Below are 17,112 nucleotides of genomic sequence, written 5' to 3' on the forward strand. Positions count from 1 at the left end.
TAGTCCCAATCTAGATATACATTATGACGTTCCTGTGTCAGGACTGTGGCATCGATGTGAAAACGGTTATTTATAGTTTTTTAATATAGTTAAGAGCTTTTTACCCGGATATTCCTTAGATATACCAGAATAACCTATACAATTTATTAGAGAAGCTACTGAAACTATTTAGGCGATTTATATGGCAACCACATCTAATCTTCAGGTGACAATTTCCTTATCAGACCCGGATTTAGATGACCAGGAGTTGCAAGCAGAAGTAGAAAATTTGCTACCGCAAGTTAGAGAAGTGGATGGGGTAGAACAAGCAGATTTAGTGGCAGTTACAGAAACCCCGCGAAGTGCAAAGGCTTTGGGTACCTTTTTGTTAGGGGTGTTAAGTGCAGAAGTAAAGCCAGCCAATATAAAAGCTTTGTTTGGATTTTTGAGCGATCGCTTCGGCAACAAACCAATTAAGCTGGCACTTAAAACTCCTGATGGTAGAGAACTCAACTTAGAAGCGGGTAGTCGCAAAGAGTTTGAATTCGCCATGCAGCAAGCGCAGGATTTTCTCAACAATACCAAGAATACATCAAACAGTAAAGATGGCGAAGATAGCACTACTAATCGGGGTTAGTGAATATGAGCTTGATTTCAACCCGCTACCATGTGCTGTCAAAGATGTCGAAGCGATGCAGCGAGTTTTAGTAAACCCAGAAATGGGGAACTTTACCGAGGCAGATATTACGATGCTGAAAAATCCTCAACGGCAGGATATAGAAGATGCGATCTTTAATCTATTTCACAATCGCCAGAAACATGACTTGCTGCTATTTTACTTTTCTGGGCATGGAATTAAAGATGACAGAGGTAAGCTTCATCTGTCAACTTGCACTACTAAAAAACTAAATGGCAAGCTAGTAACACCCTCAGCCGTCGCAGGTAGTGTTTTGCACGATAATATGAACGATAGCCGCTCTCAAAGAATTGTAATTATCCTGGATTGTTGTTTTAGTGGAGCGATCGCCCAAGGCATGACCGTCAAGGATGATAATAGCGTAAATGTGCAAGAGCAGCTAGGCGGTAAGGGAAGGGCAATTCTCACTTCTTCTACTTCTACGCAGTACTCTTTTGAGCAAGAAGGTTCAGAACTATCTATTTACACCCGCTATCTGGTAGAAGGGATTGAAAAAGGTGCGGCTGATAAAGATGGAGATGGCTGGATTTCCGTTGATGAACTGCATGAGTATGCTAGCAGCAAGGTGCAAGAAGCGGCTCCGGCAATGACTCCTAAGTTTTATCCTGTAGAGGAAGGTAGTAAGATTTTACTGGCAAAGTCGCATAAAGATGACCCAAAGGTAAAATATCGTAAGGAAGTAGAAAGTCGTGCAAAACAAAATCAAGGTAAGTTTTCTATCTTTGCACGTAGAATTATAGACTTGAAGCGGGATGAGTTACGGTTATCTCTAGGAGAAGCAGCAATAATTGAAGAAGAGGTATTGCAACCCTATCGAGAGTATGAGCGTAAGCGTGATGAGTATGAGCGGGCGCTACAGGAGGCAACAATAAATGAAGAATATCCCTTTAACCAGGCGGTTGAACAAGATTTACAAGAATATCAGAAATATTTAGTACTACGGGATGAAGATATAAGTTCTATAAAACAACGAGTGCTTGCCCAAAAACAAGCTGAATATGAGCGCCAGCAATTAAAACGAGTGCTTGCCCAACAAAAAGCTGAATACGAAAATAAACTACAACGTTATGAACAGGAATTGTTTAATGCCCTTAAAGCTGGGTATCCGTTAGATGAATTTGTCCGCGATGGATTAAAAAACTTTCAACAGTTTTTAGGATTAGGAGATGAAGATATAGCCTCTATAGAACAACAAGTGCTTGTCCCAAAACAAGCTGAGTATGAGCGTCAGCAACAGCAGCAAAAAGCCAAATACGAGCATAAGCTGCACCGTTATGAACAGGAATTGTGTAATGCGCTCAAAGCTGGGTATCCGTTAGATGACTTTGCTTACACTGTATTACAAAACTTTCAACAGTTTTTAGGGTTAGGAGATGAAGATATAGCCTCTATAAAACAACGAGTGCTTGCCCCAAAAGAAGCCGAGTATGAGCGGCAACAACAGGAATCAAAAAGATTAAACCAACAGCAGGAAAAAATAATAGTTCGGGGAGACGACTTAAAGTTAGACTTGAAACTGGATTTTTGGGAAGCGATATTTGGCGGTGAAAAAGAAATTCGCATTTCGCATACAGAAACTTGTGATATCTGTAGCGGATCTGGTTCAAAATCAGGAACTCGCCCCCGGACTTGTTCGACTTGTAGCGGTTCGGGTCAAAAACGTCGCGTCACCAGAACACCTTTTGGCAGCTTTATTCAAGTTTCGACTTGTTTCACTTGTAATGGTACGGGAATGGTAATTAAAGATAAGTGTAATGCTTGCGACGGCAAAGGCGCAAATCAAGTAACAAAGAAACTGAAAATTACTATTCCTGCTGGGGTGGATAATAGGATGCGCTTGCGAGTAGCAAATGAAGGGGATGCAGGTCAATATGGTAAACCTTCTGGGGATTTGTACATCTATTTATTTGTGAATGAGGACGCGGAATTCCAGCGCGATGGCATTAATATCCTCTCAAATATCAAAATTAGCCAATTGCAAGCGACTTCAGGCTGCCGTTTGCAGGTAAATACGATAGATGGTTCTTCAGTGGAACTGATCATTCCACCTGGAACCCAGCCGAATGCGGTAATGAAGCTGAAAAATCGCGGTGTACCTCATTTGGGAAATCCCACAAGTCGGGGTGACCATCTGATCACCGTTCAAATTGTTACCTAATTTGTACTAGTGCCCAAAAATCAAAAAAGCCACGCTACTGGTTGAGTGAAAAGAGCGATCGCCTGATCTTAACTTGCAGGTCGTAATAATTGCCGTGGAGCGATCGCTGTAGCACCAAATGCCAGCGGTGAAATCGTCACATATAAACGAAAGTATCGTCTCACTTTGATAACCATCTGAACTTGGTAAGCGATATACATGCAGTTTACGCTGATTTACATCTAAAATCCAGTAATCAGCAATACCTGATTTGGCATAAGCGATCGCTTTCACTTCGCGATCGTATCTCAGACTAGAATCAGCTACTTCAATAAGTAAAAAAACTTTTGTAGTCGGCGCTTCAGCGCTGAAGCGCCGACTACAGTAAGATTATTCAAGAAAATCAGGTCGCGCTTTGTGATTTAAGTTCAGCTTTTCTTCTAAGGCTGTCCAATCTTCTTGGTCAATTAAGTTAATTAAATCGTCGAGATTGTGGCGATATTGTTGCAGGGAATTAAGCAATGCTTGCCGATTATATCGTGCCATCATTAAGCCTAATTCGGGATTTCCACCACCGACGCGGCTTGTATCTTTAAAGCCGGAACTTGCAAATTTTTGGGCTAATTCTAATACCTCTGAGTCAGTTTCACTCATGCAAGCAGCAATCAAGGAACCACTGACCATGACTGGTAAATGAGAAATCCAACTAACGGCGCGGTCGTGTTGTTCTGGCTGACAATAATAGATATTAGCATTAAGCGATCGCACAATTTTCTCGACAACTTCAATCGCATAAGCTGGCGTTGTCGATATCGGTGTTAACACATAAGGCTTATTGACAAATAAATTACTTTCTCGCGCTTCTATCCCGTTGTCTGTGTTTCCTGCCATTGGATGTCCGCCAATAAAATTATCCCAAAGTGGAGAAAGCGCTTTCACTATCGGTGCTTTCACCGAACCGACATCAGTAACAATTGTAGAAGGCGACAAATAAGCAATTAATTCCTCAAATTTGGGAATAATAAGCCCTAGAGGTGTGCAAATAAATACCACATCTGCTTTTGACAGCAGGCTCAAGTCAACTGAAGCCTCGGAAACACTACCGAGGGCGATCGCTCTTTCACAAGTCGATTCACGACGGCTGACTCCTAAAACATGATGTCCTTGCGATCGCAAATCCCAACCCAAAGAACCACCGATCAATCCCAATCCTAAAATACCAATGTTCATCTGTGATTTTCACATTGCTTTTACATAATTTCTACATATACCAACTATTAGCCTTGGCATTCGAGGGGTGACATTCATGACTGTAGAGGAATTACTGGAAAAATACGCTTTCGGAGTCACAGACTTTAGTGGTGTTGACATGAAGGAAGCGAATCTGAGTGGCACTAAACTCAGTGGTGCGAATCTTACGAGCTCTAACTTGAGTGTGGTAAACCTCAGTGGGGCAAATCTCAGTCAAGCAAATTTAAGCTATGCCAAGCTGAATGTAGCAAGATTGAGTGGTGCTAATCTCAGCGATGCTATCTTAAAGGGTGCCAGTCTCAACGTAGCAAATTTAATTCGCGCCGATCTCAGTCGCGCTAATCTCAGGTTTGCAACGCTGATCCGCGCCGAGTTAATTCGCGCTAATCTCAGTCACGCTGACCTTTTAGAAGCAAATCTTAGCAGCGCCGATTTACGAGAAGCTACACTGCGTCGTGCCGTACTTTGTCGCGCTAATTTGAGCGAGGCGAACCTTAGAGGTGCTTGTTTGACGCAAGCTAATTGCGAGCAAGCTAATTTCAACGTCACCGATCTGGGTCGTACTGACCTAGAAAGTGCAAATTTCCGAGAAGCCGAATTCAGACAAGCGAATTTGAAAGCAGCTAACCTCAAAGGTGCTAATTTGAGTGGAGCGAATCTGCGATGGGCAGATTTAAGCGGTGCGAATCTGCGATGGGCAGATTTAAGCGAGGCAAAATTGAGTGGCGCAAACTTAATTGGCGCAGACTTGAGTAATGCAAATTTAACAAATGCGAGTTTGGTACACGCTGATTTATCAGAAGCAAGATTAATTAAGGCAGAATGGGTAGGCGCAGATTTAACCGGAGCGACTTTAACTGGGGCAAAACTTTACGCTACCTCACGATTTGGTTTAAAAACTGAAGGTATAACTTGCGAATGGGTTGATTTGAGTCCGACAGGCGATCGCTCAATTATCCAACATTTTACCTCTGTTGACTCACCAGACTTTTTTAACGAAACTTCGCCGACAATCCGCATTATCGTAGATGCGGCTCTAGAACCAGAAGCACATTTTGCCCTTGCTGGCGCTTATTATCAAATAAGTCAGCAATATCGGCAACTCAGACAACCCCCCAGCATGGAAATCGGGCGGCGTCGGACTGTTTTCACCTTTCGCGTAGATAGCGACGCAGCTTTATTTCCCACAGCTTACATTGCCATTCTTCCTTTTAAAGATGCCGCAACTACCCAAAGAAATATTCATGAAGTTGTAGAAATAGTTAAAAATGAAGATATTTCTGCGAGAGAAAATAAGAGCGATCGCACCAAGCAATTATCTGCTTTGATAGAAGAAGCTAGAAATAATGCCGATGTAATTAGACAAATGCAAAAAATTCTAGAAATAGCAGCAAAATTAAACTTCTTTCAAACACCTACCCAAACTATATTAACAAATTCCAGCGCTCACACTTTGATTGTGCATGACCATCCCAACTTTGGGAAAAAATTTATTAATCGCGGAGCAATTAATCCTTCATATGATGAAAGCTCTAACACATCTAGCAATGTTATACTACCTTCGTTAAACACAATTGTCGATTTCGTTAAAGGATTTCATTATATTAGTTAGTGGAGAGTGGAGAGTGGATAGTGGAATTTGGATAGTGGTTAGTGGATAGTAGTTAGTGGTTAGTGGCTAAGAGTTATTTGGGACAACTAACCACCAACAACCAACAACCAACAACCAACAACTATCAACTAACAACTATCAACCAACAACCAACAACCAACAAATTGAAGGAGAATCAAAAATGCGCGATGGCTTTAATAGAATGATGGGTCGGACTCGCTATGTAGTCTGTCGCCTGTTTATACATTTAGCAGGATCTGAAGTAGCACCGATTTTGGGACAATTAAATCGAGGGGCACGCCAAGCAATTGATGTCGATGGCGACGTAGAAGTTTTAGGAGAAGGATTGGTAGAACTCTGCCAAACTCTACTGCAATACGATGAATATTGGACTTCTGCGGCGAATGAAGGAGATGTATTTTGGAGTGAAGGTGAGGCAGGAGATTATGTAAATGAATTATTTACCGACTCCGCCGAACGTTATCTGAGTGAACCAGATTTTAGTTCTAATAGGTCGAATGAACCTTTATCTATACCTGTGACGCGCAATGTAATTGTAATGATTACATTAGCTTATGAAGGAGAAGTACCAGAATTAGAAAGCGACCTTTCTAACATTGCAGCCCTAAAAGATGGATTGAAAGCGATTATAAACTTGCATTACAAACATAAACTAAGAGCAGTCCAGGTACATTTTTCGCCCGCGCAGCTAGGTGACGAACTAAGCAACGATCAGTTGTTGCAATATTACCCAGAATTGATTCCCTTGTAACTTGTAGGGTAGTCCCTACTTACTGCCGGAATGAATAACTTGTTAAGCTCGAAGATAGGATAATAGTAAAATGCTGATGTCAATAATGCGTAAATTTACAGCCGTTTTTTTAGCACTGAGTTTGTGCTTGACAACTGTCGGGTGCGGCGGCAATTCAAATCAAGCTACTACTCCTCAAGCTAGGAATGCTAGCCAAACATCAACTAACACAAAGCTGAGTGATGGTCAGTATGATGTGCAACAAGCTACATTCGACGATAGCAATGGGGAATACACGCTATTTTTATTTAATGCTAACCCCCCAGCTTTTAAATCGCAAAATCTGCAAATGGCACGGCTTACCGATGATGAAGTTAACCAAGGTAAGAAAAGTTACCTAAAAGTAGAAAACGGTCAGCCAGCTTTATATTTGACACCAGACTTCAAAATTGAATATGTCCATAATGTCACCGAAAATAGAACAAATCCGCAAACCGGACAGCAGGAAACAGTTGTAGTCAGACAACAAAATAGCTTCTGGGCGCCGTTTGCTGGATCTGTGGCTGGTAGCATAGCAGGACAGGCGATCGGTAGTTTGTTGTTTAGACCTCAGTACTATGTACCGCCAGCTTATCAGCCGGGAGGGGTGCTCAGAGGCTACGGCGGCTATGGTAGCAGCTACGGTGAAGCGGTTAGTAATTACCGAACTCGTTACAATGCGCCACCCGCAGTCGAGAGAAACCGCACTGCTTTCCGCAGTACAGGATCGATTAGAAGGTCATATCCTGGTAGTTCTAATGTACGTACTGTACCGCGTCCTTCCACGGGCAACAGCCGCGCCACCGGTTCAGGTTATGGCGGCAGTACTTTAAGACCTTCTGGCAGATCCAGCACCATCAGACGTCCTTCTAGTAGTGGTTTTGGTAGCGGCAGGCGTTCTGCACCAAGCCGCTCGTTTGGTTCTGGTAGACGACGTTAATAAAGTAGAGACGCGATGTTCCTCGCGTCTCTACAATTCCTAATTTTTTTATGCTATGGCGATCGCCTGCTGCCAACGTCCAACTGCTTTACCAATCACGGCAAGTTCTTGCATCAAACGGTCGAAACGTTCTGGTGTGAGAGATTGGGGACCATCAGATAAGGCTTTGGGGGGGTTGGGATGAACCTCTATCATCAAAGAATCACATCCGGATGCGATCGCAGCCATTGACATTGAAGGCACAAACTCAGACCAACCTGTGCCGTGGCTGGGATCGATCATAATCGGTAAGTGTGTCACTTTTCGCAACACTGGCACCACCGACAAATCTAAAGTATTGCGAGTAAATTGGCGATCGAAGGTGCGAATACCCCGCTCGCACAAAATCACATTCGCATTTCCTGCCGCCATAATATACTCAGCAGCCATCAACCAATCTTCTATTGTCGCTGCCATTCCCCGCTTTAAAAGCACCGGTTTGGGTTGCGCTCCCACTTTTTTCAGCAGCGAGAAATTCTGCATATTTCTCGCCCCAACTTGAATCACGTCAGCAACTTCGGCAATTTTATCTAACTCGCTAGAGTCCATCACTTCCGTGATAATACCGAGTCCGCTGACTTCTCGCGCTTGCGCTAACAATTCCAAAGCACTTTCGCCGTGTCCTTGAAAAGCATAAGGCGAAGTCCGGGGTTTATACGCTCCACCCCGCAGAAACTGCGCTCCTGCCGCCTTTACGCGCTGTGCCGTCTCCACAATCATTTCTTCATTTTCTACCGAGCAGGGACCGGCTACAACGACAACTGGGTGGTGTTCACCAAATACAACTTTTCCATTAGGTGTATCCACCACTACCTCAGAAGCTTCACCGTGGCGGTATTGGCGGCTAGCGCGTTTGTAAGGCAATTCTACCCGCAACACTTGCTCAATCCAAGGGCTGACTTCTTGAATTTGTAGTGGGTCTAAATTAGCGGTTTCACCTACTAAGCCGATTACAACTTTGTGTTTACCAACAATTTTTTCGGGTGTCAGTCCCCAGCTAGTCAGTTCCTCTTCAATGCGGTTAATTTCTTCGGTTGGGGAACCAATTTTCATGACTACAATCATGTTAAATTTCCTTTATCGCTAATTGCTATTATCTATATTTACTTAACAAAATCTATGAAAAAATATAGCGCTCAGATTGTTTTGTAACTGTATTTTGGGTTTCAAAAAAATTATAAATTTTTAATTAGCAATGTTGAAGTTCTAAAAATTATCTAAAATTTCAACTTCAACATTTACTTTAAAATTTACCCAACAGTGCAAAAGCTAATACCTGAGCGCTGATAATTATACGTTCTTTTGACGAGTTTCCCGCCAAACTTCGACCATTCGTCCCCAGTTGGTGCTGAACTCACTTAAGCCCACCAAACCCCCAACTCTCTCTTCGTCCCAAGAGGCAGATAGGACACCATAAGTTATCCCTAACACTCCTAAACCGAATAATCCCATGTTAACTAGTAACACAGCGATCGCAGGTAGCCTAATGTGGGCGTAAATAGCTAGCAGATAGCTAACAACTAGGGTGGCAATGCCTAAAAATGTTGGTACACCACAGAAGCCAGCGACCCGTCTAATCATGCGCTGACTGACAACCTTGGGGATTGCCATTTCTTCTTTGGTGTAACGCTTTTTGTCAACCTTCTCAGCTTCTTGCTTAACAATCGGCTTATTTTGAGATTTAGCCGCTTTTTGGCGTTTTTTCTTCGGTTCAAAGGGCAATTGACTGCGTTCGGATTCTTCAGCAGACATAAGCGTAGTCCCTATCCACGAATACCGAGACGACCAATTAAAGCTTGATACTTTTCCCGGCTGTCTTTTTGGATGTAAGCTAAAAGGCGCTTGCGCTGACCGATAAGCTTTAACAATCCCCGGCGCGAAGAATGGTCTTTCTTGTTTGCTTGGAGATGCAAGCTGAGACGGTTAATCCGCTCTGTCAGCATGGCAACTTGCACATCGGCAGAGCCTGTATCGGTTTCGTGAACTTGGTAATTGGTGATGATCTCTTGTTTGCGCTCTTGCGTTAAAGCCATGATGGATTCTATTTATATATGCAGCAGTTTCCCATAATATCATAGCCCTCACGCTGTATGTGGAATCACGTTTGCTGCTACGCTTTGAAGTAGATACGCATGAATAAATTAATGCTAGTGTTTGGCGTTTTAGCACTAAAACCCCAACTACAAGCCAGAAAGCATCTTGTGTTTAATTATATGTACGTTAAGTAACAGTTTTATAACTGATTAAAAAGTGGAAGAATGATATAGACTTAACAAAAAACAGGTTAATAAATAGCGATATGAAAGCACTTAAGGGCACGCGAAGGCGGGGATTTGTGCTGACTCCTGTTGGGCTGAAGCGTTTACAGGATGCGATTTTGGCTGTGGAGATGGCAGAGAACAACGGCATCCGCTTGACTCTCGACGAGCTAGGCGATCGCATGAATGTTTCTAGCAAAACACTCTCGCGATTGTGGTCTTTAGATACAGGCGTAGACCAAAAAACTTTAAAATTGTGCTTTAGCACCTTTAACTTGGAATTACGCAATGAAGACTATGCAATACTAAGTGAACCGAACAATACTGAAACTTCTGATGCGCTCTCGTTGAATTTAGATACAGAAGAAGTAAATTCGTCTGAGTCTTTATCCGTAGACTCATTTGTTAATGAACAGCCTGACCAACTTGAAAATCTCTGGTCATACCCAGATGGACCCGTACCTTTGGATTCTCCCTTCTATATCGAACGTCCCCCAATTGAGGAACTCGTTTATCATGAGGTACATCAACCTGGCTGTGTGATTCGGATTCGCTCCCCCAAACAGATGGGTAAGACTTCTCTGGTGCTGCGACTGTTAGCCTTTGCACAAAAGCAAGGGTATAGCACAGTAAATCTAAATTGCTACCAGATAGATTCTGATTGTCTAACTGACTTAAATAAGCTTTTACGTAATTTTTGCTGGCAAATTGCAACAGAATTAGGCATTGACCCCAACCTGAATGATATATGGGATGAGGAAGTTGGTTGTAAGTTGAGTTGTAGCCTTTACTTGCAGAGCTATTTGCTCAAGCAGATTCAAAGTCCAGTGGTTCTGGTGTTAAACGAAGTTGACCGCTTTTTTGAATATCCTCACATTGCTAGTGAGTTCTTTGCCTTATTGCGATCGTGGTGCGAGTCAGCACGACAAAATATTAATTGGCAGAAGCTCAAGCTAGTGGTGGTTTACTCTACAGAAGATTATGCCACTCTGGATATCAACCGATCGCCATTTAATATCGGACTACCTATCCGTCTAAGCGAATTTACTCAGCAACAAGTAGAATATTTAGCCCAGCGGCACGGGCTAGACTGGAGTAGTGGTAAAGAATCTGCTCAACTGATGTCACTTGTAGGGGGTCATCCAGCGCTGATTCGGATTGCTCTGTATTATATTTGCTCTGGGGTAATTACTTTAGAAGATTTAATGCAGGAGGTACTTGACAACGGGGGCATTTACCGCTATATTTTATGGCGACAGTGGGCGAAACTGCAAGAAACACCCAGTCTGGCAAAGATATATGAGAAAGTTGTCACGACCCAGGAAAGTATTTCTCTTGATCCTATAGAGGCTTATAAGCTCGAAAGTATGGGATTGATTTGCTTTGAGGGCGATCGCATTTTACCGCGTTGCCAACTCTACCGCGCTTATTTTGCAAAACAACTATCGGCAATTGTTTAATAATGGAGGTTTAAAACCACTCTTAATTCCCTGAATAATCGGCTTACAAGAGTTCAGTCATCCCATTAAAGTTTTTACCAAATTATCTGTGCTGTCAAAAAATCACCCTAGAAGACCTGCTACAAGAAGCGACCTAAACAAATTACAGGTTGAGATTTTCCCAACCTGCACACACGCTGACTACAATTATTCGTATTTTAGGGTGCCTTCAGCGTTGACAATGTGAGCATCTAGCTCAAGCTCTGATGGATAATATGTATTTCCTCCGTCTGCTGGTTGACATTCAGCAACGAGTATTAATTGTCTGGTATTCAGCAACTGTGCTAGACCAGTATTCTTGCATGTTTTAGAAAAATCCTTATCACCCCAGGATAACTTTCCATCGTGGTTGCCAATGTATCGATTTAAGTCGATGGAGGTTTGCTGAGAATCGCCATTACTTTTTTGGCACTTCGTTGATAGGGTTGAACCATCAAGCTCTATGTTGTCTTTGTCACAGCTTAGGCTAAATTGACCTGTCGCCATCGCTTTATCAACAACAAAGTTAAGTGACATAACGAAAGCAAACAAAAAGACCATAGCAACTCTCAGTAGTAGCCAGACTTTCTTCATTTTCTATTAACCTCTTTTGTTTGAAATGTTTCTAAGTGTTTAGACTAAATGGTTATTTGAGCTTTGTCAATAATTAAGGTTCAAACATGAGTGCCCCAGCTACGCCCGTCGTAGACATCGCATTTTACCGCGTTGCGAACTCTACCGTGCCTATTTTGCAAAACAACTATCAACAATTGTTTAACAAAATTCAAGAATCAAGGAGATTTGAAGGTTACAAATCTCCTTGATTATGGGATAATGTTGCCTGCCTTTAGATGTTTAGAACTACCAAAGATTGCTGTTCGACAGCCCAGCCATCTCTGTTGCCCTAACCGACCACCTGAATGCTTACTACAAGTCTATAAAACGCCAGTGAGTACTACCATTGTCTCTTTCCTTGGTATTAGATGTTGATACATCATATTTATTTCCAGTGGCTTGATTGCGAGTGTCTAAGTAACCACCATCACCCTGATATTGATTCTGCAAGTAGATATCGTCATTAAGTAGGACAGGAGTACCATTTTGCTTGCCACTGGAAATTATTTTCCATGTACCAGTACCCTGAGCTCTAGTGGGGGTATTAGCTGTTGATACATCATATTTATTTCCTGTAGTGGCATTATTGCAAGTGTCTAAGTACCCACCATCACCCTGATATTGATTCTGCAAGTAGATATTGTCACCAACTAGGACAGGAGTACCATTTTGCTTGCCACTGGCGGAAACTATTTTCCATGTACCAGTACCCTGAGCTCTAGTGGGGGTATTAGCTGTTGATACATCATATTTATTTCCAGCGGCATGATTGCAAGTGTCTAAGTACCCTCCTCCCCAATTTGCGTAACCGTTCTGAATATGGTACGTTTTACCATAAATAAGAGCAGTTGTTGAGGATGGTTGAGTGCTGGTTCCTTGTCCTTGCTGTGAGAAAGGCTCAATGGCAATCCAATTGATATGCCATTTATAACCATTGGCTTCTTCTGGGGTAATAGCTGTAGTCTTGTAGTCTTTCTCCCATCTAATAAATATACGAAAGCCTGTGGCGGTAGCACTGTAGACAGAACTAGCTCCAGTGGTTCCGAAATGGTTGCTATCACCGCCAATTGATGTTACGTATACTGGTGTTTGAGCAAACCCAGCAGCACTGGTGTCAACATCCACATAAACATAATCGTTAGATTGTTGCCAATTGGTTGCACCTGGTTGGGTTCTTCCCGATGCAATCTTGGCAACTGTCAACACGGTTGTTACTTGTGTGCTATTGGTTGTCTGATTTGGTGCGGTTGTGGTTGTCATAATTTGAATTTCCTAAATGACTGAATTATGGATATTGAGGCTTTTTCCTTCTTTGTCAACACACAGACAACTCAGTACAATAGTTCGCCACAAGACATTAGTCTGTGGCTCAATACTATTGCAGCAGAGTATATAATCGCGCTTTGAGCGCGTGTCCTGTTTGACAAAGCTGTGAGTAGAAGTTGCCTTAACTCCGTATATACATACTCTTGCTTTTATAGAGAAAATGCAAGGACAGATAAGACAGTTAAGTAGACAGTTAAAAAGAATTTAATAACCTACAATTAGACAGTTAAGACAGTTAAGACAGTTAAGAGAATACAGGAGCAGCAGATCGGAAATAGTGAGACAATAGTTGCTAAACCAGACGAAAATGGCAAGTTTTGCTCTCCCTTTATAGAGCTTGTGCTTACGCTTCACCTTGAAAGAGCTAATTTTAATCACACTTTGAGATGAGATACCAGGTAGGAGGCAGCCTCCGCAGTAACGATCCCACATATATTGTCCGTCAAGCAGACGAACAACTTTATACCAGCTTGAAAGCCGGCGATTTTTGTTATGTCTTAAATTCTCGCCAGATGGGCAAGTCATCGTTATTACAACGCACGAGTTATCGTCTGGTGGAAGAAGGCTATAGCTGTGCTTACTTGGATGTCACTCGATTGGGTAGCGAGAATACTACACCAGAACAATGGTACAAAGGTATCATCCTCAGCTTGTTCTACGACTTCAATCTAGGGGAACACGTCAAGTTTAAAAATTGGTGGGATATGCAAGTCGGTATTTCCCCAGTGCAAAAACTACACCAGTTTGTTGAAGGAGTTTTACTGCCAAATATTCAAAACGATCGCATTTTCATCTTCATTGATGAGATTGATAGTCTGCTGAGTTTGAGTTTTCCTGTCAATGACTTTTTTGCCTGGATTCGTCATTGCTACAATCAGCAGGCACATGACCGGAATTTCCAACGCTTGGGATTTGCCCTATTTGGGGTAGCTAGTCCATCTGACCTAATTGCTGATAAACGTCGAACACCCTTTAACATTGGTACAGCGATTGAGTTATATGGGTTTCAACTGCATGAAGCCAAACCATTGCTCAAAGGGTTAGAGGAAGTTATCAGCCAACCCTCTTCAGTGCTGCGGGAAATTATCTACTGGACAGGGGGACAACCATTTCTGACTCAAAAACTCTGTCAGTTAATTGTCCGAACAGCTTTAGAGACATCAAATAGAAAAATTGTTTTACCTCCAGAAACCGCAGCATATTGGGTAGAGCAATTTGTGCGATCGCACATTATACAACACTGGGAATCACAAGATGAACCGGAACACCTCCGCACGATTCGCGATCGCCTACTTTTCAAGGAACAGCGGGCAGGACGGTTGTTAGGTCTTTATCAGCGGGTGTTGCAAGCACAAGAGAATCAAACTTCTGGTGTCCCGACTGACGACAGTCGAGAACAGACAGAACTGTTGTTATCTGGTTTAGTCGAGAAACACAACGGCTATCTCAAAATTAAAAATCCCATATATGAAAGTGTTTTTAATGCTCAATGGGTGTTAAGACAACTAGACAATCTGCGTCCTTACTCTCAAGCATTTAATGCATGGGTAGCATCTGGCTATAAAGATGAATCGCGTCTGTTGCGAGGACAGGCTCTAAAAGATACTCAAAATTGGGCGCAGGGCAAAAGTCTGAGCGATTTGGATTATCAATTTTTCGCCGCAAGTATTGAATGCGAACAGCGAGCAGTGCAAACGGCATTAGAGGCAGCACGAGCGAAAGAGGTAGAAGCACGACTAGCACAAGAAAAAAAAACGGCTAAATTACAAAGGTTTTTGTTAGTTGCAGTGTGTATCGGCTTGCTCGTTTCTAGCAGTTTGGGGCTAGGCAGTTTCATTCTGTACCGCCAAGCTATCAAAAGCGAAACTCAAGCCAGAAGCAGCGAAATTGAAGCGCTTGTATCTTCTTCTGAAGGACTTTTTGCCTCAAATCGCAGATTAGATGCGCTTGTAGAAGCAATTAAAGCCAAACGTAGACTGCAAAAACTACGTAAACCAGAGACAAATCTTGAGCGTCAGGTAGAAAATGCATTACGGCAAGCAGTTTATGGAGCAGATGAGTACAACCGTTTTTCCGGTCATACAGCAGCTGTTCTGGCAGTAGATGTCAGTCCTGACAGTTCTCTGATTGCCTCAGCAGGTATAGATAAAACAATTAAGCTAATTCGACGTGATGGTAGAGAAGTTGCAACTCTCAAAGGTCATACCGCAGCAGTTAAGGCAGTCGATTTTAGCCCTGACGGTCAGCTGCTTGTCTCGGCTAGTGAAGATGGTATCATTAAACTCTGGAAGCGAAACGGTCAGCTGCTAAGAACTCTCAAAGGTCACACTGCTTCGGTCTGGATAGCATTTAGTCCGGATGGTCAGTTTTTTGCCTCTGCCAGTTGGGACACAACTGTGAAACTCTGGAAGCGAGACGGTCAGCTGCTAAGAACGTTTCAAGGTGACAAAAGGGCGTTATGGGGAGTCGCGTTTAGTCCTGATGGTAATATCGTTGCTGCCACAAGTCTAGACGGGACAGTAAACTTGTGGAAACGAGACGCTTCGGGCTGGCAAAATGCCAAGCGCCTACCATCTCTCCAAGGTCACACCGGTTGGGTTGTAGGAGTCGCTTTCAGCCCTGACGGTCAGATTATTGCTTCATCGAGTGAAGATACAACCGTCAAACTTTGGCAGCGAGACAGCACAGATGGAAGCTACCGTCAGTATAAAACTCTTACTGGTCACAGTGCCGGGGTTTGGGGAGTTGCTTTTAGTCCCGACGGTCAGACTATTGCCACCGCCAGTCTCGACAAAACGATTAAACTTTGGAACATTGATGGCACCCAACTGAGGACGCTTAGAGGACACAGTGCGTCCGTTTGGGGAGTAACTTTTAGCCCTGACAGCAGCTTTATTGCTTCGGCAGGTGCAGAAAACGTTGTCAGACTCTGGCAGAAAGAGAATCCATTCCAGAAGTCTATCATTGCCCATCAAGCCGGGATTTGGTCAATAGCGATCGCCTCCGACAGTTCGACTATCGCCACAGCAAGCCACGAAAACGCCGCTAAACTTTGGAGTCGCCAAGGTAAATTGCTGAAAACTTTCACGGAATCTGGGGGCGCAATCTCAGAAGCTTCATTCAGTGGCGATGACAAGTTAATTGCTCTTCGCACTTACGGGGATAGGATAAAACTCCAGAAGCCAGACGGCACTTTGGTTGCTACTTACAAAGATCCTGTCGGTAAACTCTTAGCAGCAGTATTGAGTCCCTCAGGACAAGCGATCGCAATGTCAAATGTTGACAAGATTGCTCAGATATGGCATAGAGATCGTCCTTCCCCGCAGGTTCTCAAAGGACATCAAGCGGAAGTGTGGCATGTCGTATTTAGTCCGGACGGTCGGCTGGTTGGTTCAGCTAGTGGCGATGGTACTGCTAAACTGTGGACGCTTGATGGTAAATTGTTTAAAACCCTTGTAGGACATACAGCGGCAGTATGGAGAGTTGGTTTTAGCCAAGACGGTAAAATGGTAGCTACTGGAAGTGGCGACAATACCGTTAAGCTGTGGACGCTTGATGGCAAGTTGCTGAAAACTCTCAAAGGTCACACAGCTGCGGTTTGGGGAGTTGCGTTTAGTCCCATCCCCCCAACCCCCCTTAAAAAGGGGGGCGTGGGCGAAGGGGGGATCGTGGCTTCTGGCAGCGTGGATAATACTATCAAGCTTTGGAAACTTGATGGTACCCAACTAACGACTCTGCGAGGACATACCGCAGCTATTAGGGATATTGCCATTAGCCCAGACGGGACAATGCTTGTCTCAGGAGGTGATGACAACACACTCATTCTGTGGAATCTGCCGCGAATTCTCAACCTAGATGCATTGAGTTATGGTTGCGGTCTGGTGCGGGATTATTTGAAAACTAATAAAGAAGTGGAGAAGAGCGATCGCTCCCTTTGCAATAATAGAAGGAAGGATGCAAAGAAGGCGATCGCCTCTCCAAATTTTTAGA

At 43.3% G+C, this 17,112-nt stretch carries 14 protein-coding genes and 2 pseudogenes; 9 read left to right on the forward strand and 7 right to left on the reverse strand.

Annotated features, from left to right (window positions below; translation table 11 throughout):
- Positions 1 to 181 precede the first annotated feature (181 nt).
- From PI95_RS13930 to PI95_RS13940, 3 genes and pseudogenes are all read left to right on the forward strand, one after another.
- Entirely contained in the window at positions 182 to 616 is a 435-nt protein-coding gene (locus PI95_RS13930) for a sugar ABC transporter permease (protein ID WP_039747739.1), read from the forward strand.
- Positions 585 to 1,193: pseudogene (locus tag PI95_RS35940) on the forward strand (caspase family protein); the annotation flags it as partial. The gene PI95_RS13930 and the pseudogene PI95_RS35940, both read left to right, overlap by 32 nt.
- Positions 1,194 to 2,162: 969 nt before the next feature.
- Positions 2,163 to 2,825: pseudogene (locus tag PI95_RS13940) on the forward strand (DnaJ C-terminal domain-containing protein); the annotation flags it as partial.
- A gap of 15 nt (positions 2,826 to 2,840) precedes the next feature.
- Here PI95_RS13940 and PI95_RS13945 read toward each other — a convergent pair.
- Complete coding sequence (locus PI95_RS13945) at positions 2,841 to 3,146, reverse strand: Uma2 family endonuclease (protein ID WP_336507213.1); 306 nt, start codon at positions 3,144 to 3,146, stop codon at positions 2,841 to 2,843.
- Between the two features lie 57 nt (positions 3,147 to 3,203).
- On the reverse strand, positions 3,204 to 4,043 hold the full coding sequence (locus PI95_RS13950; RefSeq protein ID WP_039747742.1) for a prephenate/arogenate dehydrogenase: 840 nt from the start codon (positions 4,041 to 4,043) through the stop codon (positions 3,204 to 3,206).
- Positions 4,044 to 4,119: 76 nt separating this feature from the next.
- Here PI95_RS13950 and PI95_RS13955 point away from each other — a divergent pair, with 76 nt between their 5' ends.
- From PI95_RS13955 to PI95_RS13970, 4 genes are all read left to right on the forward strand, one after another.
- Complete coding sequence (locus PI95_RS13955) at positions 4,120 to 5,676, forward strand: pentapeptide repeat-containing protein (RefSeq protein WP_039747743.1); 1,557 nt, start codon at positions 4,120 to 4,122, stop codon at positions 5,674 to 5,676.
- Positions 5,677 to 5,738: 62 nt separating this feature from the next.
- A complete protein-coding gene (locus PI95_RS13960) occupies positions 5,739 to 5,882 on the forward strand; it encodes a hypothetical protein (RefSeq protein ID WP_163518882.1) in 144 nt (47 codons plus the stop codon).
- Positions 5,858 to 6,448: a DUF1517 domain-containing protein gene (locus tag PI95_RS13965; protein ID WP_039747745.1), complete on the forward strand. Its 591-nt coding sequence runs from the start codon at positions 5,858 to 5,860 to the stop codon at positions 6,446 to 6,448. Before PI95_RS13960 ends, PI95_RS13965 begins: the two co-directional genes overlap by 25 nt.
- Positions 6,449 to 6,518: 70 nt before the next feature.
- Positions 6,519 to 7,406 carry a hypothetical protein gene (locus PI95_RS13970; RefSeq protein WP_039747747.1) on the forward strand — a complete coding sequence of 296 codons (888 nt, stop codon included), beginning with the start codon at positions 6,519 to 6,521 and terminating at the stop codon, positions 7,404 to 7,406.
- A 48-nt stretch (positions 7,407 to 7,454) separates the two neighbouring features.
- Here the strand turns inward: PI95_RS13970 and aroF are convergent, their stop codons facing one another.
- The 3 genes from aroF to rpsO all read right to left on the reverse strand — a co-directional run bounded on the left by aroF (position 7,455) and on the right by rpsO (position 9,478).
- Positions 7,455 to 8,510, reverse strand: coding sequence for a 3-deoxy-7-phosphoheptulonate synthase (gene aroF / locus PI95_RS13975; protein ID WP_039747748.1), 1,056 nt, complete (start codon positions 8,508 to 8,510; stop codon positions 7,455 to 7,457).
- A 225-nt stretch (positions 8,511 to 8,735) separates the two neighbouring features.
- Positions 8,736 to 9,197 carry a PAM68 family protein gene (locus PI95_RS13980; RefSeq protein WP_039747750.1) on the reverse strand — a complete coding sequence of 154 codons (462 nt, stop codon included), beginning with the start codon at positions 9,195 to 9,197 and terminating at the stop codon, positions 8,736 to 8,738.
- A gap of 11 nt (positions 9,198 to 9,208) precedes the next feature.
- Complete coding sequence (gene rpsO / locus PI95_RS13985) at positions 9,209 to 9,478, reverse strand: 30S ribosomal protein S15 (protein ID WP_039747752.1); 270 nt, start codon at positions 9,476 to 9,478, stop codon at positions 9,209 to 9,211.
- 266 nt (positions 9,479 to 9,744) lie between these two features.
- Between rpsO and PI95_RS13990 the strand changes: the two genes are divergently transcribed.
- The gene (locus PI95_RS13990; protein WP_039747753.1) at positions 9,745 to 11,163 is read left to right on the forward strand and encodes an AAA-like domain-containing protein; all 1,419 of its coding nucleotides are present in this window, start codon (positions 9,745 to 9,747) and stop codon (positions 11,161 to 11,163) included.
- 186 nt (positions 11,164 to 11,349) lie between these two features.
- Here the strand turns inward: PI95_RS13990 and PI95_RS13995 are convergent, their stop codons facing one another.
- Both PI95_RS13995 and PI95_RS35215 read right to left on the reverse strand, forming a co-directional pair.
- Positions 11,350 to 11,775 (reverse strand): mannose-binding lectin, encoded by a 426-nt coding sequence (locus PI95_RS13995; RefSeq protein WP_039747755.1) that lies wholly within the window; start codon positions 11,773 to 11,775, stop codon positions 11,350 to 11,352.
- Between the two features lie 333 nt (positions 11,776 to 12,108).
- Positions 12,109 to 13,056 (reverse strand): hypothetical protein, encoded by a 948-nt coding sequence (locus PI95_RS35215; protein WP_201280444.1) that lies wholly within the window; start codon positions 13,054 to 13,056, stop codon positions 12,109 to 12,111.
- A 452-nt stretch (positions 13,057 to 13,508) separates the two neighbouring features.
- Between PI95_RS35215 and PI95_RS14005 the strand changes: the two genes are divergently transcribed.
- On the forward strand, positions 13,509 to 17,111 hold the full coding sequence (locus PI95_RS14005; protein ID WP_039747757.1) for an AAA-like domain-containing protein: 3,603 nt from the start codon (positions 13,509 to 13,511) through the stop codon (positions 17,109 to 17,111).
- Position 17,112: the final 1 nt, after the last annotated feature.

The sequence above is a fragment of the Hassallia byssoidea VB512170 genome, assembly GCF_000817785.2.
Taxonomy (GTDB): Bacteria; Cyanobacteriota; Cyanobacteriia; order Cyanobacteriales; family Nostocaceae; genus Hassallia; species Hassallia carrinoi.